Below are 16,326 nucleotides of genomic sequence, written 5' to 3' on the forward strand. Positions count from 1 at the left end.
GTCGGCTAGCTCCCTGTGGATTCTGTCGGTGCTTCTGGTTCGTTCAACTGCGCATCGAACGCGGCGGCGCGCTCCACGCCGACCAGGCGGCCGACGTCGGCAAACTTTGCCATGCCGTCGATCAGGTGCGCGGTGTCGCCTGCATCGAACATGCTGCGCAGCATGGTTTGCTGCGCCTTGAATGTGGTCTGTATCAGCGATAAAGGATACAACGCCATGGCGAAGCCTGCTTGCGTCAATTGCTGCTGCGTGTAGCTGGGGCGCACGGTTTCGGCGGCGACGTAGATGACGGGAATCCTGACGCTGGAGGCGACCGCGTCGAGCTCGGCCGGCGTGCTCAGCGACGGCACCATGACGGCGTCGGCGCCGGCGCGTTCCATCGCCTTGGTGCGCGCGATGACTTCGTCGAGGCCGTAGATGGTCATGGCGTCGGTGCGGCCGATGATGACGAACTCGCTGCTTTTGCGGCCGGCCCGCGCGGCGCGCAGGCGCAAGGCCATTTCTTCGCTGGGGACCAGTTTCTTGCCGGCCATGGCGCCGCACTTCTTGGGCATGATCTGGTCTTCCAGATGCAGGCCGGCGATGCCGGCTTTTTCAAAGGCGCGCACGGTCTCGGCGATGTTGGCCGCGCCGCCGTAACCGGTGTCGGCGTCGACGATGACCGGGATGGACACTGCCTCGGCAATGCGAGCCGCCTGTTGCACCATGTCGGTCATGGTCAGCAGGCCGATGTCCGGCTTGCCATAGCTGGATGCGAGCGAGAATCCGGTCATGTAGGCGGCCTGAAAACCGGCCTGTTCAATCAGCAATGCGCCGAGCGGGTCATAGCAGCCAGGCACCGGTACGGCGCCGCCGCGGGCCAGCATGTCGCGTATCAACGTTCCTGGATGATGCATCGGTATGGTCTCCTTCGTACGCACGTGAATCTCGCGTGTACTTTACCTGCACTGCGCCATAAATCGTAATTTTTTGATGCGCGAATTGTTTCCGCTTTGTTTCCGATGCGTCTCTGCTTCTTGTTTTCTGCTTGTTCTGTTTCTTTCGGTGCTCGCCGGCGCTTGCCAGCACACACAGGGCGGTCTGCTTCGCTGTATTTATTTTTATTGACTTTGATTAATCATACTTAGTAGTATGTTTATGTCAAGGACGATTCTTCATTTTCCTTAGCCGCATTGCGGCATCCCTCCTGCATCGCCCTGATGTATCCGCAGTTCTCTCGTGTGCACCCGAAGCAATCGAACACCACATGTGACGAGGCCTCATGACCATCGACTATCGCAAGCTGATGCACTGGAAGATCCCGATCGCGCGGCAGCACGTGACGCCGCACGATTGCATGCTCTATGCGCTGGGTATCGGCCTGGGCGCCAATCCGCTGGATCGCGACGAATTGCACTACGTCTACGAAGAAGGCCTGCGCGTGCTGCCGACCATGGCGGCGGTGCTGGCCTATCCCGGCTTCTGGATGAAGCTGCCCGAAACCGGTATCGACTGGACCCGCGTGGTGCACGCCGAACAGCAAATCATCCTGCATCGCCCGTTGCCGGTATGCGCACGCCTGATCGGCGACACCCGCATCGTCGATATCGTCGACAAGGGGCCCGGCAAGGGCGCGCTGATCTATCAGGAACGCGTGGTCACCGAAGAAACCAGCGGCGAGCCGATCTGCACCCTGCGCATGACCACCATGTGCCGCGGCGACGGCGGCGTAGAAGGCATGCCGTCCGCCGCCACTGCCCACACGCCGCATCCGGCCCCGGCCGCGCTGCCGGAAACCGCGCCCGACTTTTGCATCGACCTGCCCATCCTGCCTCAGGCGGCGCTGATCTATCGCCTCTCCGGCGACACCAATCCCTTGCATGTCGATCCCGACGTCGCGCTGCGCGCCGGTTTCGATCGCCCCATCCTGCATGGGCTGTGCACCTTCGGCGTGGCCGGCCATGCGATCTTGAAAACCATCTGCTGGTCGCATAAGCTGGAGATCAAATCCATCGGCGCGCGTTTCTCGGCGCCGGTATTTCCCGGCGAAACCGTGCGCACCGAAATCTGGCGGCGCGACGCCGGCCGCATTGCGTTTCGCTGTAGCGTGCCGGAGCGCGACGTGGTAGTGCTCAACTTCGGCCAGGCCGACATTGCGCCGCACGCCGCCGATTTGCACACGCACACGGTCAACAAGGAAAAAATCCATGCCGCTTGATGAGCAGACACGCAGCCAGTTCGTGACGGCGGTGGAACGCTTCGTCGCCGAGCGCCTGCTGCCGGCGGAGACGCTGGTCGAAGAGCAAGGCCGCGTGCCGGACGACATCCTCGGCGAAATGGCGGCGTTGGGCCTGTTCGGCCTGAGTATCCCCGAGCGCTGGGGCGGCCTCGGGCTCGGCATGGAAGATGAAGTCGCCGTGCTGATCGCGCTGTGCCGCGCCAACCTGTCGTTTCGCTCCGCCATCGGCATCAACAACGGGGTCGGCTCGCACGGCCTGCTGACCTACGGCAGCGACGCCCAGCGCGAACGCTATCTGCCGCGACTGGCCAGCGGCGAAATGATCGCCTCGTTCTGCCTCACCGAACCGGACTGCGGCTCGGACGCCGCTGCCCTGCGCACCAGCGCGCGCCGCGACGGCGATCATTGGGTGCTGGACGGCGTCAAGCGCTACATCACCAACGCGCCGTCGGCCGACGTCTTCACCGTGATCGCGCGCACCGATCCCGCGAGCCGCGATCATCGCGGCCTGACGGCCTTCCTGGTGGATCGCAATGCGCCCGGCCTCAGCATCGGAAAAACCGATCGCAAGATGGGCTTGCACGGTTCGCATACGGCCGATGTGACGTTCGCACATTGCACCGTTCCCGCCGACGCCATCATCGGCGAACCGGGGCTGGGTTTTGCGCTGGCGATGTCGTCGCTCAATCGCGGCCGTCTCGGCATCGCCGCCGCCGCCATCGGCGCCGGCCTGCGCCTGATGCAAGAAGCGCTCGACTATGCCACGCAACGCCGCAGCTTCGGCGAGCCGATTGCGCAGCACCAGCTGGTGCAGGCGATGCTGGCCGATTCGGAAACCGAACTGTTCGCTACGCGCTGCATGGTGGAACACACCGCGCGCCGCTTCGACCAGGGGCTGCCGGTGATCAAGGAAGCGTCCTGCTGCAAGCTGTTCGCCACCGAAACGGTCGGCAAGGTCGCCGACCGCGTGCTGCAGATTTTCGGCGGCGCGGGTTTCATGGCGGAGTATCCGATCGAGCGCATCTACCGCGACGTGCGCGTGATGCGCATCTACGAAGGGACCTCGCAGATTCAGCAATTGCTGATTGCGAAGCAGATGCTCAAGGAGCATGCGGGGAAGCGCTAATCGTCTTTGGTGTCCTTCTATGCTTTAGCGGCTGTTGCAAAGCGCAGCTGGCTAGGCGCGACGACGCAGACAGTGCGAATGCACGGCAAGGAGGAGCAACAACGCCAGATGCGTTTTGCAACAGCCGCTACGGGCGACCACCGCCGCAGATGACGATCTGCCCACTGATGTAATTCGACTCCGGAATGCAGAACAGATATACCGCCCCCGCTGCTTCCGCCGGCGTGCCGGCGCGCCCCATCGGGATCATCGTTTCCAGGTTCTTCATCAGTTGCTGGTTGACGCCGACCTTGATCTCCTGCCCCGAGATGTTGATGGTGGCGTCGTCGCCCGCGGTCGCTTCCGTCAGCCGCGTCTTGATCAGGCCGAAGGCGACGCTGTTGACGTTGATCCTGTAGCGCCCCCACTCTTTCGCCAGCGCCTTGGTCAGGCCGTTGATGGCCGACTTGGCGGCGGAGTAATTGGCTTGCCCGGCGTTACCCATCACGCCTGACACCGAGGAAATATTCACCACCTTGCGGAACACTTCCTGGCCTTGTTCGGTCTCCTCCTTTGCCGCGCGGCGGAAATACTCCGATGCCGCGCGCAGGATTCGGAACGGCGCCGTGACGTGCACGTCCATGATGGCGTCCCACTGTTCGTCGGACATCTTCTGGATCACGTTGTCCCAGGTGTAGCCGGCGTTGTTGACGATGATGTCGAGGCGGCCGAAGGTGGACAACGCAGTGTCGACGAAACGCGCCGCAAACTCGGGCGCGGTGACGTTGCCGACGCAGGCGGTGGCGCGTCCGCCGGCGGCGATGATTTCCTGCGTGACGCTCTCGGCGACGGCGGCGTCGAGATCGTTGATGACCAGGGCGGCGCCGTCGGCCGCCAGCTTAAGCGCGATCTCGCGTCCGATGCCGCGTCCCGAACCGCTGACGATGGCGACTTTTCCTTCCAGCTTGCTGCCCATACTGTCTCCTTCAGTTTATTCAAACCTGCGTTGAACAATGGATGAAAACTGACGGCTTGCCGTGCCGGCGCCGTTCTGCTGTTGGCGTGCCTTATTGTTGTTGATAGAGCGTGACGACACAGGCACCGCCCAGGCCGAGGTTGTGCTGCAATCCCCAGCGCGCGCCTTCGACCTGGCGCTGCTCGGCTTGTCCGCGCAGTTGCCAGACCAGCTCGGCGCATTGCGCCAGGCCGGTGGCGCCGAGAGGATGACCTTTCGACAGCAAACCGCCGGAGGGGTTGGTGACGATCTTGCCGCCATAGGTGTTGTCGCCGTCGAGGATGAATTTTTCTGCGGTGCCGGGCGGCGTCAGTTTGAGTGCTTCGTAGCTGATCAATTCGTTGGCGGTGAAGCAGTCGTGCAGCTCGACCACATCCAGGTCTTCGGGACCGACGCCGGCTTCGGCGTAGACGCTCTCCACCGCGGTCGCCGTCATGTCGTAACCGACCAGTTTGCGCATATCCCCGCTGTCGAAAGATTCCGGCCGGTCGGTGGTCATCGCCTGCGCCGCAATGGCGACGCGGGAGTCCAGCTTGAACCAGCGTGCAAAACGTTTGGAACACAGCACCGCCGCCGCTGCACCGCAGGTCGGCGGACAACACTGGAAGCGCGTCATCAGGCCGAACACTTGCGGCGACGCCATCACTTCTTCCAGTGTCAGCGGTGTTCGAAAAACGGCGTAGGGATTATGCGCGGCGTGACGGCGCGCCTTCACGGCGATGCGTCCGAAAGTTTCCGGCGCGATGCCGTACTGATCGAGATAGGCCTGGCCGGCGCCGCCGAAAAATTGCGCGGCGCGCGGCGCGTTGTCGTCGAAGCCCTGGATGCTTTTCATCGTGTCGGCAAAGCGCTGCAGCGGTGCCGGCCGGTCGGTGTAGACGGTCTTGAGCGCACCGGGCGACATCTGCTCGACGCCGACGACCAGCGCGCAATCGATAGCGCCGCAGGCGATCGCCTGGCGCGCGAGGAACAGCGCAGTGGAACCGGTAGCGCAATTATTGTTGACGTTGACGATGGGAATACCGGTGAGGCCGACTTCGTAAAGCATCGCCTGACCGCAGGTGGAGTCGCCGTAGACGTAGCCGGCATAGGCTTGTTCGATGGCTTCGTAACGTAACCCGGCGTCATGCAATGCTGCACGGATTGCGGTCGCGCCCATGTCCACATACGACGTATTCGTACCCGGCTTGGCAAAGGGAATCATGCCCACGCCAACGACATAAACTTTTTCGCTCATGACCGTCTCCTCGCCCCTTTCGGGACTCCGCCGGCAAGATTTTTAGCTGGCGTGTAAAGTATTGCGAACGCGTGTACTAAATATTTTAGTTGGCTAAAGCAAATGTTTCTGCTTGACCAACATGTAAGCACGTTGGTTGACTCTATTCATACTACTTAGTATATTAGATCAAAGTCAATATAAGAAAAAGCCGCTCCACAACACACCCTGCAGCCGCCCCACACACACGGCAATGGAGAGAAGATGGCGATTATTTGGGACCCTCCGCTCACAGAGGAGGCTCGTAACTGGCGAGATGTTGCACGCCGGCTTGCGCATGATCAGTTGGCGCCGCTTGCGGCCGAGATCGATCGGGATCAGCGCTACCCACACGAAAACGTTCAGGCACTCCACGAGAGCGGCATCGCCTCGATGTTCATCCCCAGGGAATACGGCGGCGGCGGCGCCTCGCTGGTGGCGTTCTGCGCCGTCATCGAAGAACTCGCGCGCGCCTGCGCCTCCACCAGCGGCATCGTCGCCACCCTGCAGCTGGGCGCATTGCCGCTGCTGCGCGCCGGCACCGACGCGCAGAAAGAAACCTACATCCGCTCCATCGTCGCCAGGCGCGAATCGATTTCCTTCGCCCTGAGCGAACGCGAGGCCGGTTCGGATCCTTCCAACATGCAGACGCTGGCCGTCCCGGAAAACGACGGCTGGCGGCTGCGCGGCGAGAAGCGCTGGATCGGCGGCGGCGGCGAGTGCGCCTACTACGTCGTGTTCGCGCAAACCGAGCCCGGCAAAGGACGCGCAGGCATCGCGGCCTTCATCGTCCCGGCCGACGCCGACGGCGTGCGCGACGATGCGCGCGAAGACAAGATGGGCATGCGCGGCACCGTCAACACCACCGTCGCGCTCAACACCTGGGTGCCGGCCGAGAGCATGATCGCCGCGCCCGGCAAAGCGCTCAAGCTGGCGCTGGAAGCCTTGAACGTCGGCCGCATCGTGGTGGCGGCGCAATCGAACGGCATTGCGCTGGCGGCATTCACCGCTTCGGCGCGCCGCGCGGCGGTTCGCACCACCTTCGGACAGCATCTGGTCGACCATCAAGGCATAGGTTTCAAACTTTCTGATGTCGCAACTCGGCTATCCGCAGGTAGAATGCTTGCATACGAGACCGCCCGTAGTTTCGATACCGGTCAGGATGTCGCGCTCATCGGCGCCCAAGCAAAGTTGTTCTGCAGCGAGGCTGCCCATGACGCAGTCGATATCGGCGTACAGGTATTTGGGGGGGAAGGTTTCGTCAAGCCTTCGCTTGTCGAGCGTCTTTATCGTGATCAGCGCGCCACCGAAATTTATGAAGGTACTTCGGAGATCCAAAGACTGGTGCTCGCACGAGCGATACATGCCGAGTTTAATAATGAGGAGCAAGCATAATGAAGGTCGACACAGCACGTCCCACATCGACAACAAATGAATTTGCCGGAGACGATACGGATCCACGCAGCGAGATTCTCGATGCAGCGGCTCTGGCATTCATGACAAAAGGTTATGCCGCTACCAGCATCGACGATGTCGCCGATATTCTCAGCGCCACCAAGGGCAAGATCTACCATCATTACCGCAAGAAAGCGGATCTGTTCTTCGACGTGCACAAGCGCGGCATGGAAATGGACCTGGCCGCCGTGCAGGCCGCCGCTTCGCTGTCGCATCAAAAGTCGATCGACAAGCTGCGCGCGATGACGCTGGCGCACATCACCGTGATCATGGATCACCTGCCCTACCAGCGCGTTGCCGTGCAAGGCCTGGAAATGCACCTGGCCGGTGAAACCACTGCCGCCCAGCGCGAAGTCCTGTCCGAAATCCTGGTGCTGCGCGATCAGTACGAAAACCTGTTCCGCGACACCATCCGCCTGGTCATGGAAGAAGGCCACGCGCCGCAACAGGACCTGCAGATCGTGGTGAAGGCATTCTTCGGCGCCCTCAACTGGACCACCATCTGGTTCCGTCCGCGCGCCGATCAGACCGAAGCCGAAAAGCTGAGCGTCGCCGACACCATCGCCACCTTCGCCATTCGCGGGCTCGGAGCGGAGTAATGCCCTCCGGTGTGCGCCTCGCCGCCGCGCCCCTGCATCTCGATCCCGCCGAAAGCTGGGATCGCGCCACGCTGGAATCATTCCAGCTGGCGAAGCTGCGTACCCAACTGGCGCGGCTCGCACAGGACAGCGCCTACTATGCGCCGCTGTTCAGACGGCTGGGCTGGAACGCCGGCGAACTCGGTTCGCTGGCCGACCTGAGCAAGCTGCCGTTCACGACCAAATCCGACTACGTCCGTTCCATCGGTCCCGATGCGCCCTTCGGCCAGTTCATGACGGTGCCGCAGAGCGAAGTGCTGCGCATGCATTTTTCGTCCGGCACCACCTCGGCGCCGACGCCACAGTTCTGGACCCAGCAAGATCTCGACCGCTGGGGCTGGATGTATGCGCGCCACTCGCACGCGCAAGGCATCGGCCCGGACGACATCGTGCAATGCATGTACAGCTACACCTGGTTCGTCGGCGGCCTGGGCGCCACGGCCGGTTACCAACGCCTCGGCGCGATGGTGATCCCGGCCGGCAGCCAGGACACCGAACGCCAGATCAACACCCTGTTCACCTACGGCAGCACCGTGCTGTGCGGTACGCCGTCGTTCATCACCCATCTGGCGGAAGAAGTCCGCAAGCGCGGCCGCGATCCGGCTTCGTCGACGGTGCGCATCGTCATGATGGGCGGCGAACCGGGCGCCAGCATTCCCGCCACTCGCCAGCGCATTGAAGAACTGTGGGGCGCGCGCGCCTACGACGCCTACGGCTGCCTGGAATTCCAGCCCATCGCCGGCGAGTGCGCCGCGCAGGCCGGCCTGCATCTGGCGGAAGATTTCCTCTACGCAGAAGTGGTCGACGCCGAAACGCGTCAGGCCGTCCCCGACGGCACCCCCGGCGTGCTGGTCGTGACCCATCTCGACAAACAGGCCGGACCGCTGGTGCGCTGGTGGACCGGCGACATCGTGGTGCGCGACTCCACGCCCTGTACCTGCGGCCGCACGCATGCACGCCTGCTCGGCGGCGTGCGAGGACGCGCCGACGACATGCTGGTGATACGCGGCGTCAACGTCTTCCCTTCGGCCGTGGAAGAACTGGTGCGCAAGTCGCCCGGCCTCGGCGACGAATATCAGCTGGTGATCAATGCCTCCGTATACGACGCCGGCGGCTTCATGAAATCCCTCCATGTGCGCGTGGAACAGAGCGACGCCTCGGCCGACGCCGATCGCCTCGCCGCGCAGCTGGTGCACGACATCAAACAGCAGTTGCAGGTCGGCGCGGTCGTGGAAGTACTGCCTTTCGGCACGCTCGCGCGCAGCACCCACAAGGCAAAACGCGTAGTCAAAGAAGACTGACCGGCAGCAGAACGTAAGCACATCGGGACAGAAGAAGCCGCAAGCAATCAAAAAAGGCTCACTTTCCACCAGCGGCATCAGCGCAGCACCAAAGCAGTATCTGGGAGGAGCGGACATGGAAACCATCGTCACCGTCGAGCGTACCGGCGCCGTCGCCTGGGTCGGCATGAACCAGCCTGAGCGGCGCAATGCCCTGACGCCGGAAATGCGCGACGCCCTGATCGAGGTCTTCGAACGCCTCGCTGAAGACGCCGACTGCCGCGCCGTCATCCTCGGCGGCAGCGACCGCAGCTTTTGCGCCGGCGGCGATCTGTCCAGCCTGCCAGCGGGCGATACGCTCGCCAGCCGCAAACGCATGGCGCAGGCCCATCGCCTGCTGCGCCTGATCACCGAACTCTCCAAACCCGTCATCGCCGCCGTCGACGGCACTGCTTTCGGCGCCGGCATGTCGCTGGCGCTGGCCTGTGACTACGTGCTGTGCAGCGAACGTGCGCGCTTTTGCACGGCCTTCTCCAACGTCGGCCTGATGGCGGACATGGGCCTGCTGTGGTCCCTGCCGCAACGCGTAAGCGCAGGCCAGGTGCGCCGCCTGCTGTTCACCAGCGCGGTGGTCGACGGCGATGAGGCGCTGCGGCTGGGCCTGGCCGATCAGCTGGTCACGGCGGAAGAATTGCATCAGAGTGCGCTCGACCTCGCCGCGCAATTTTCCGGTGCGCCGCCCTTGTCGGTCGCGCTGACCAAGGCCGCGCTCACGCGCATGCCGGCGCCGCTGCAGAATGTCATGGGACTGGAGCTCGACGGCCAGTCGCAATTGTTTTCCAGTGCTGATTTTACGGAAGGGCGTTATGCCTTTCTGGAAAAAAGACGGCCGCATTTTCAGGGCCGCTGATGCACGGCCGAAGTGAAGACCAAATTACGAATAAGTTGCAGACTAATCTGCAAACCGGATTGCTCGCTTTCTCCGCAGATTCGTACCTGCGGGTATGTACCGACATCAGTTAGGATTCCGCTCGTCACAACATCGAGGACATGTCATGAAAAAAATATTCACTGCACTCGCCGGCGTAATTGCCGGTACTTTGATGATCGCACCAACCCAGGCGCAAGAAAGAGAAAAGGTCACCATCGCCATCGGCACCGATGTGCTTGACGCCTCCCAGGCCAACAACACCTCGATGCCGATCTACACCAAGTGCTGGGAAAACGCCGGCCTCGACGTCACGCTGCAGCCGACCAATTCCACCACGGCCATGCAGGCGGTGCTGACCGGCCAGGCCGACATGGTCAACATGGGACCGGCGGCGGCGATCATCGCGCGCACCAAGGGCGCGCCGCTGAAAGCGGTGTACCTGAACATGCGCCACAACTTCCAGTTCCCGGTCGTGCTCGAATCCTCCCCGATCAAAAGCCTGAGCGACTTCAAGGGCAAGACGATAGGCGTAATCTCCTACGGCGCGCAGATGGTGCAGATCTTCAAGGGCATGTTGAGTGAAGCCGGCGTCAATCCCGACAAGGACGTCACCTTCGTCGAAACCGGCTCGGGCGCGCAAGCCGTCACCGCCTTGTCGCGCGGCCGCGTCGACATCTGGGGAACCTGGGATTCGCAGATCGCCACGGCGGAAAACATGGGCCTGAAACTGCGCCGCTTCTCGTCGCCGTTTGCCGACAAGCTCAATTTCGGCGGATCGTATTTCGTGCGCGACGACATGATCACCAAGCGCCCCAAGACCATCGAAAAGGTGTTGCGCTGTGTCGCCATGGGTTCGGTCAGCGTACTGGCCAATCCGCAGGGCGCGCTGAAGGCGCACTGGAAAATCTTCCCGCTGACCAAACCGTCGAGCGTGGACGACGCCACTGCGATCAAACAAGGCCTGCACCTGATCCAGACGCGCGGCGAATTCCTCAAGCTGGAGCCGGGCGTCAAATGGGGCGAAATCCCGATCAGCGCCGTGGCCAACATGGTTGCGTTCATGAAGGCCAACAACGTCATCCAGACCAGCCCCAAACTGGAAGACCTGTACACCAACCAGTTCATCGCCGGCATCAACAACTTCGACACGGCCAAGGTCGTGGCGGCGGCCAAAGCGCTGCCGCAATAGGCCACACTTAGCGCACTTTCAGCAGACTAAGCCACACTCGCCTTTCGCTGCACGCTGCCGGTCGCTTTCAAGCGCGACCGGCAGCGCTTCTTCCCTCTTTACCTGCAGGTCGCCTCATGACAAAACCCGTCTATGTCGCCGGCATTGGTATGACGCCGCTGGGCAAGCATCTCGACAAATCCGTCAAACAACTGAGCGCCGCCGCCGTCGGGCTGGCCTTGCGGGATGCCGGCATCGACAAGGACGCCATCGAAGCGGCGTGGTTCTGCAACACGCGCCAGGGAGCGCTGGAGGGACAGCATGGCGTGCGCGGCCAGGCCTCGCTGCGGGCGATGGGGTTCGAAGGTATTCCCATCTTCAACACCGATAATGCCTGCGCCAGTTCCAGCTCGGGATTGATGCAAGCCTATGCCGCGGTGCGCGCCGGTTTGTATGAAGTCGCGTTGGTGGTCGGTACGGAAAAGATGAACTACCCGCACAAGCGCCAGGAGATGTTCGAAGCCTTCAAAGGCAGCTGGGATCGCGACCTCGCCGACCGTCACATGCAGCAACTGCTGGCCATGGGCGCCGGCCTCGCCTTGCCGCCGGAAGCGACCGAAGCCAACAACGCCGCCGAGCGCAGCGTGTTCATGGACATCTATGCAGCGCAGGCGCATTTCCACATGAAGACCTTCGGCACCACGCAGCGCCAGATCGCCGCCGTCGCGGCGAAAAACCACTGGCACTCGCAATTCAATCCGCTGGCGCAATACCGCACGCCGATGAGCATAGAGGAAGTGCTGGCCGACAAGATGATTGCATGGCCGATCACGCGCGCCATGTGCGCGCCGATGAGCGACGGCTCCTGTGCATTGGTGGTGATGTCGGACTGGGCGGTGAAAAAACTTGGCGATGCGTCGCGCGCGATCAAAATCCGCGGCATCGCCGTCGGCAGCGGCACCGAGCGCGCGCCCGAGCAATACGACCGCCACCTGACCCGCCTCACGGCGCTCAAGGCCTACGACATGGCCGGCGTCGGTCCGCAGGATATTTCCGTCGCCGAGTTGCACGACGCCTCCGCCATCGCCGAAATCCTGCATGCCGAAAACGTCGGCTTCTGCGCCTACGGCGACGGTGGTCCGCTGGCCGAGAGCGGCGACACCAGGCTGGGCGGACGCTTGCCGATCAACGTCTCCGGCGGCCTGCTCTCCAAAGGCCATCCGATCGGCGCGACCGGCGCGATCCAGATCCATGAACTGGTCACGCAGCTGCGCGGCGAAGCCGGCCCGCGGCAAGTGGCAGGCGCGCGAATGGGACTGGCGGAAAACGGCGGGGGATTTTACGGACTGGAAGAAGCGGCGTGCGTGGTGACGATACTGGAAAAATAAAATATGCAGATCGCAGGAAACATCACGGCGCAGTAAGCTGCTCCAGCCTGGTCAGATAGAACATTCCCGCCTCGCGGCTGTCGCCGCACATCTCCGCAGACGCCTGCAAGCCGGAGCAACACGCAGGCCGCTCCGGCTTGCCGAAAATCGCACAGCGCAAATCTTCCATCAGCTGCACGCACGGCACACCCGCCGGCTTGCCGTTGGGCATGCCGGGAATCGGGCTGGAGATGGAAGGCGCCGTGCAGCAGGCGCCGCAGTGAGGACGGCAGTTCATGTCGGTGAGATCCGGGAGAAGGACGGCATTGTACGACGAATGCGCCAACGCCGGCCTTCATTGCTAACGTCGCAAGAACATGGCCTTGACGACATGTGCGGCAATCGCGGGATTTTCCTTCATGCGCCGCGTGCTGTAACCGTACCAGTCATTGCCGTAAGGTAAATAAATACGCACCAAGTAGCCCTGTTCCTTAAGCCGGTCGCGCAAAGGCTCGCACACGCCGAGCAGCATCTGGAATTCAAACTGCGACCTGGCCACGCCGCGTCGTTCCGCCAGGGCAGTAACCTGGCGAATCAATGCCGCATCATGCGTTGCGACGCTGACAAATGTTCCGCTCTCGAAGCAGCGTTCCACATGCTGCAAGAAATACGGATTGATGGCGGCACGATCGCTCTGCGCTCCCGGCACCAGATGCTGCGGTTGCTCGAGATAGATGCCTTTGCAGATGCGCAGCCTGCTGCCGTGCGCCAGCAAGCGTTCCAGATCAACGCCCGTACGGCGCAGATACGCTTGCAACGCGATACTGACCTGACGGCCGGCTGCATGCAGGCCGTTGAATAGCGAAATTTCCATATCGGTGCAGCTGACGTCTTCCATGTCGATACAGACGGCGGTGCCGCAATCTTCAGCAGCCTGCACGATGCGCCCGACTGCCTGTTCGCAATACTGCGGGTCAAGCAACAAACCCAGCGCGCTCGGCTTGACCGAGACGGTGGCGTCGAGGCCGTGGGCGCCGATGGCGTCCAATGTTTCCAGGTAGGCGCCGACGCCGGCTTCCGCCTGCGTCAGGTTGGCGATGGACTCGCCGAGTACATCAACGGTGACGCCAAACCCTTGGCGGTTCAAGCTGCGCATGCGTTGCACGGCTTGCTCCAGCGTCGCGCCGACAATATAGCGTTGGGAAATCTTTTGCACCAGGGTGCGCGGAATACTAGGGCCTGTTAACAATTAATTTACGAGTGCGAACGTGCGGCCGGCGTTGACTGCCTAGGCGCAGCGACGCGTCGTAGCGGTGCTACCGAAGTTACAACTCCTTGGAGCTGCAACAACGGCAGGCGACGCCGGCGGCCGTTCCCGAAGGGTTGTTCCCTGAAAGCGCGCTGGCGGCGTTGCATGGCTTGCAGGTGGGCCCACCACCTGCTGCGCCACGCGCCTTGCCAGCACGCTTTCAGGGAACAACGCATCTCGCAAATTAATTGTTAACAGGCCCTAGGAATGGCGTGCGCCATCCAGCGATTGATGAATTGCATCTTTAACTCCATGACAATGACGACGTGCTTCGTCCGACGCCGTTGACGGCGTCAAAAAAATGAGCGAAGCAAGGAAGGCCGGAATTGATCCGGCCAATCAGGCGACACGCGAGCGGCAAGGTGCCGCTTCAGCGAGGCGCGATCAGGAAATTGTCAGTGGGGGCCAGGCGGCGCGATGCATGTTGGTCTTCTCGGGTTATTGCAGCAACAGGCCGTGATGATAACCCGAGAATTCAAATTCGCCTCAGAAGCGGTAACGCATCGACAGATTCACCTGCGTCTTCGCCACCGGATCGATCAGCAAGCCGGCCGTGCTGCCCACCGCGACTTCGCTGCTGTACTGGTGCGGTTGCAGGACGAAGGCAGCAGTCCAGTCGAACTTGCCGATGCTGTATGTGCTGCGCAGATCGTAGCGGGAATACGGACGCGAATAACTCTTCACCAGCGGCGTTCCGGAAAAATACGGCACCCCGGAAATGAAGTAGGCGTCTGCGTTTAACAACAGCTTGCCCGCCGCGAACGGCGTGCTGTAGGCGGCGCCGGCTTTGTAGGTGTCGCGCGGGACCGACAGGTCGCTGGCGGTGCCCGGCGCCGCGCTGTTGATGTGGGCGCGGATGATGCGGCCTAAGCTGCCGTACACGCTGAAGTCGTCAGTGATGTCGTAGCTGCTGTCGACTTCCCAGCCGTCGCGCGTGGTATTGCCGACCGGTCCGAACACGTTGGGGGCGATCTGCGCGATTTCGCTATCGTTGACGGTATGGTAGCTGGCTGCCGACATGCGCCAGCGGGAGGTCGGGCGCAAATTGAAGCCGAAGTCGTAGGAGGTGACTTTCGACGGTTTCAGATCAGGGAACGATGTGCCGCCGCTCGCGCCCAGCGGGCCCAGCGATCCGCTCGGGCTGAGTTCGCTCTGCGCCGGCGAACGGAAGCCGCTGCCGCTGTTTGCAAACAAATCCAGATTGCTGACCGGCGTCCACACCACGCCGAATTTCGGCGTAGCGACGGATTGCTTGTAACTCAGCGACGCCGCCGGCAATTTGCGGTTGGTGATGTCGTAGTCGAAGGAATCCAGCCGCAAGCCCGCCAGCAGCTTGATGCTGTCGACCGGTTTGTACTGCCCCTGCGCGAACACGCCGTAAGTCACCAGATCGAGGTCCTGATCGAAAGTGTAGTTGGCGCCGGGAAGGCTATTCGGCCAATTCTGGTTGAGCGCGCTGCCGACGTCGCGGCGGATGTCGGCGCCGATCGACAAGGCCGCCTTGTCGCCGAACAGCATGTCGTAGACGCTGCGCGCGCCCATGATGCGGCGATCGTCTGCGGCAACGTTGAGCGCCGTCGTGCCGGCGCCGGTGGCGCGGCGACGCTGATAGTCTTCGACATAGGCCGAGACACGCAGCCCCTCGGCACCGCTGGCCGGCGCGCGCGACAGCACCAGGCTGCTGCGGCGCGAATCGCCCCACAAGGGCGGTGCAGTCGGATCGCGTTGCGTATCGCTGATTTTGCCGCTGCGCAGATCGTTGACGTTGAGGAAACCGGCGGCGTTCCAGTCGGCCTTTTGATAGGCGGCGCGCAGGGCCCACAGGCTGTCGCCGTAGAGCATCGACTCTTTGATGAAGATGCTGCCGCGGCGGCCGTCGCTGTTGTCGCGAAAGCCGTCGGTCTGGTACAGATCGGCGACGATCAGCGACTGGATCGGCCCCGATTTACCCGACAGCACGGCATTGAGCCGCTTCGTGCCCTGGCTGCCAACGGTGATGCCGATACTGTTTTCCGCCGCATTGCGCGTCGTGATGTTGACCGCGCCGGCGCGGTTCTGGTCGCCGTACAGTGCAGAGAACGGTCCCTTGATCACCTCGATGCTGTCGATCATTTCCGGCGTGAGCCAGGACATGTCGTTCATGCCGTGGTTGATCGCGGAGGACGGCACATTCTGCGGTACGCCGTCGATGTACACGGCCGTATCCGCGCCATGCGACGAACTGAAAAATCCGCGCATCTTTATCGAGTTGCCGATATCGCCCTGGTCGAGCGTGTGCGCCATGATGCCCGGCACGCGGCGCAGCAGGTCGGAGATGTCGCGGCCGACATTGGTGCGGTCGATTTCCGCGCGATCGATCACGGTCACGCCGGTCGGCAGGCTGGCGGCATCGTTGCTGACGACGGACTTGCTGATATTTTTTGCGTCGTTCTTGCCGGCGCTGACCGAGATTTCAGGCAGGCTGTTGTTGCCGCCTGCTTCGGTTTGTTGCGCCGCTGCGGTCATCGTTACGCCCGCGGCGAGTACGCCGAGTGAATAGCGGCGGCCGTTCTTTACCGCGTTCTTGATGGTAGTTTTCATGTGGT

14 protein-coding genes are annotated in these 16,326 nt (G+C 62.4%); 8 read left to right on the forward strand and 6 right to left on the reverse strand.

The features are described 5' to 3' along the window. Window positions 1-5: 5 nt before the first annotated feature. Window positions 6-896: an isocitrate lyase/PEP mutase family protein gene (locus AKL25_RS18860; RefSeq protein ID WP_083444790.1), complete on the reverse strand. Its 891-nt coding sequence runs from the start codon at window positions 894-896 to the stop codon at window positions 6-8. A gap of 365 nt (window positions 897-1,261) precedes the next feature. On the opposite strand from AKL25_RS18860, the gene AKL25_RS18865 reads away from it, so the two are divergent. Both AKL25_RS18865 and AKL25_RS18870 read left to right on the forward strand, forming a co-directional pair. Next, window positions 1,262-2,197: a MaoC/PaaZ C-terminal domain-containing protein gene (locus AKL25_RS18865; RefSeq protein WP_050479254.1), complete on the forward strand. Its 936-nt coding sequence runs from the start codon at window positions 1,262-1,264 to the stop codon at window positions 2,195-2,197. After that, the gene (locus AKL25_RS18870) at window positions 2,187-3,344 is read left to right on the forward strand and encodes an acyl-CoA dehydrogenase family protein (protein WP_050479255.1); all 1,158 of its coding nucleotides are present in this window, start codon (window positions 2,187-2,189) and stop codon (window positions 3,342-3,344) included. The genes AKL25_RS18865 and AKL25_RS18870 overlap by 11 nt, the downstream gene beginning before the upstream one ends. A gap of 127 nt (window positions 3,345-3,471) precedes the next feature. On the opposite strand, the gene AKL25_RS18875 is transcribed toward AKL25_RS18870, so the two are convergent. After that, complete coding sequence (locus AKL25_RS18875; protein WP_050479256.1) at window positions 3,472-4,299, reverse strand: SDR family NAD(P)-dependent oxidoreductase; 828 nt, start codon at window positions 4,297-4,299, stop codon at window positions 3,472-3,474. A 91-nt stretch (window positions 4,300-4,390) separates the two neighbouring features. Beyond that, entirely contained in the window at window positions 4,391-5,575 is a 1,185-nt protein-coding gene (locus tag AKL25_RS18880; protein ID WP_050479257.1) for a lipid-transfer protein, read from the reverse strand. A 243-nt stretch (window positions 5,576-5,818) separates the two neighbouring features. Here AKL25_RS18880 and AKL25_RS18885 point away from each other — a divergent pair, with 243 nt between their 5' ends. The 6 genes from AKL25_RS18885 to AKL25_RS18910 all read left to right on the forward strand — a co-directional run bounded on the left by AKL25_RS18885 (window position 5,819) and on the right by AKL25_RS18910 (window position 12,453). Further along, window positions 5,819-6,988 carry an acyl-CoA dehydrogenase family protein gene (locus AKL25_RS18885; protein ID WP_050479258.1) on the forward strand — a complete coding sequence of 390 codons (1,170 nt, stop codon included), beginning with the start codon at window positions 5,819-5,821 and terminating at the stop codon, window positions 6,986-6,988. Then, complete coding sequence (locus tag AKL25_RS18890) at window positions 6,988-7,647, forward strand: TetR/AcrR family transcriptional regulator (RefSeq protein ID WP_050479259.1); 660 nt, start codon at window positions 6,988-6,990, stop codon at window positions 7,645-7,647. The genes AKL25_RS18885 and AKL25_RS18890 overlap by 1 nt, the downstream gene beginning before the upstream one ends. Beyond that, window positions 7,647-8,987: a phenylacetate--CoA ligase family protein gene (locus tag AKL25_RS18895; RefSeq protein WP_050479260.1), complete on the forward strand. Its 1,341-nt coding sequence runs from the start codon at window positions 7,647-7,649 to the stop codon at window positions 8,985-8,987. Before AKL25_RS18890 ends, AKL25_RS18895 begins: the two co-directional genes overlap by 1 nt. Window positions 8,988-9,102: 115 nt before the next feature. Continuing rightward, a complete protein-coding gene (locus AKL25_RS18900; RefSeq protein ID WP_050479261.1) occupies window positions 9,103-9,876 on the forward strand; it encodes an enoyl-CoA hydratase/isomerase family protein in 774 nt (257 codons plus the stop codon). Between the two features lie 145 nt (window positions 9,877-10,021). Beyond that, window positions 10,022-11,086 carry an ABC transporter substrate-binding protein gene (locus AKL25_RS18905; protein ID WP_050479262.1) on the forward strand — a complete coding sequence of 355 codons (1,065 nt, stop codon included), beginning with the start codon at window positions 10,022-10,024 and terminating at the stop codon, window positions 11,084-11,086. 116 nt (window positions 11,087-11,202) lie between these two features. Beyond that, on the forward strand, window positions 11,203-12,453 hold the full coding sequence (locus AKL25_RS18910; protein ID WP_050479263.1) for a thiolase family protein: 1,251 nt from the start codon (window positions 11,203-11,205) through the stop codon (window positions 12,451-12,453). A 22-nt stretch (window positions 12,454-12,475) separates the two neighbouring features. Here the strand turns inward: AKL25_RS18910 and AKL25_RS23885 are convergent, their stop codons facing one another. The 3 genes from AKL25_RS23885 to AKL25_RS18920 all read right to left on the reverse strand — a co-directional run bounded on the left by AKL25_RS23885 (window position 12,476) and on the right by AKL25_RS18920 (window position 16,321). Further along, window positions 12,476-12,730, reverse strand: a complete 255-nt coding sequence (locus AKL25_RS23885; protein ID WP_083444797.1) for a YkgJ family cysteine cluster protein — start codon at window positions 12,728-12,730, stop codon at window positions 12,476-12,478. A 63-nt stretch (window positions 12,731-12,793) separates the two neighbouring features. Further along, entirely contained in the window at window positions 12,794-13,648 is an 855-nt protein-coding gene (locus AKL25_RS18915; protein ID WP_240475798.1) for a proline dehydrogenase family protein, read from the reverse strand. 579 nt (window positions 13,649-14,227) lie between these two features. Then, entirely contained in the window at window positions 14,228-16,321 is a 2,094-nt protein-coding gene (locus tag AKL25_RS18920) for a TonB-dependent receptor (RefSeq protein ID WP_050479265.1), read from the reverse strand. Window positions 16,322-16,326 lie beyond the last annotated feature (5 nt).

Source organism: Herbaspirillum rhizosphaerae (assembly GCF_001189965.1).
Taxonomy (GTDB): Bacteria; Pseudomonadota; Gammaproteobacteria; order Burkholderiales; family Burkholderiaceae_D; genus Herbaspirillum; species Herbaspirillum rhizosphaerae.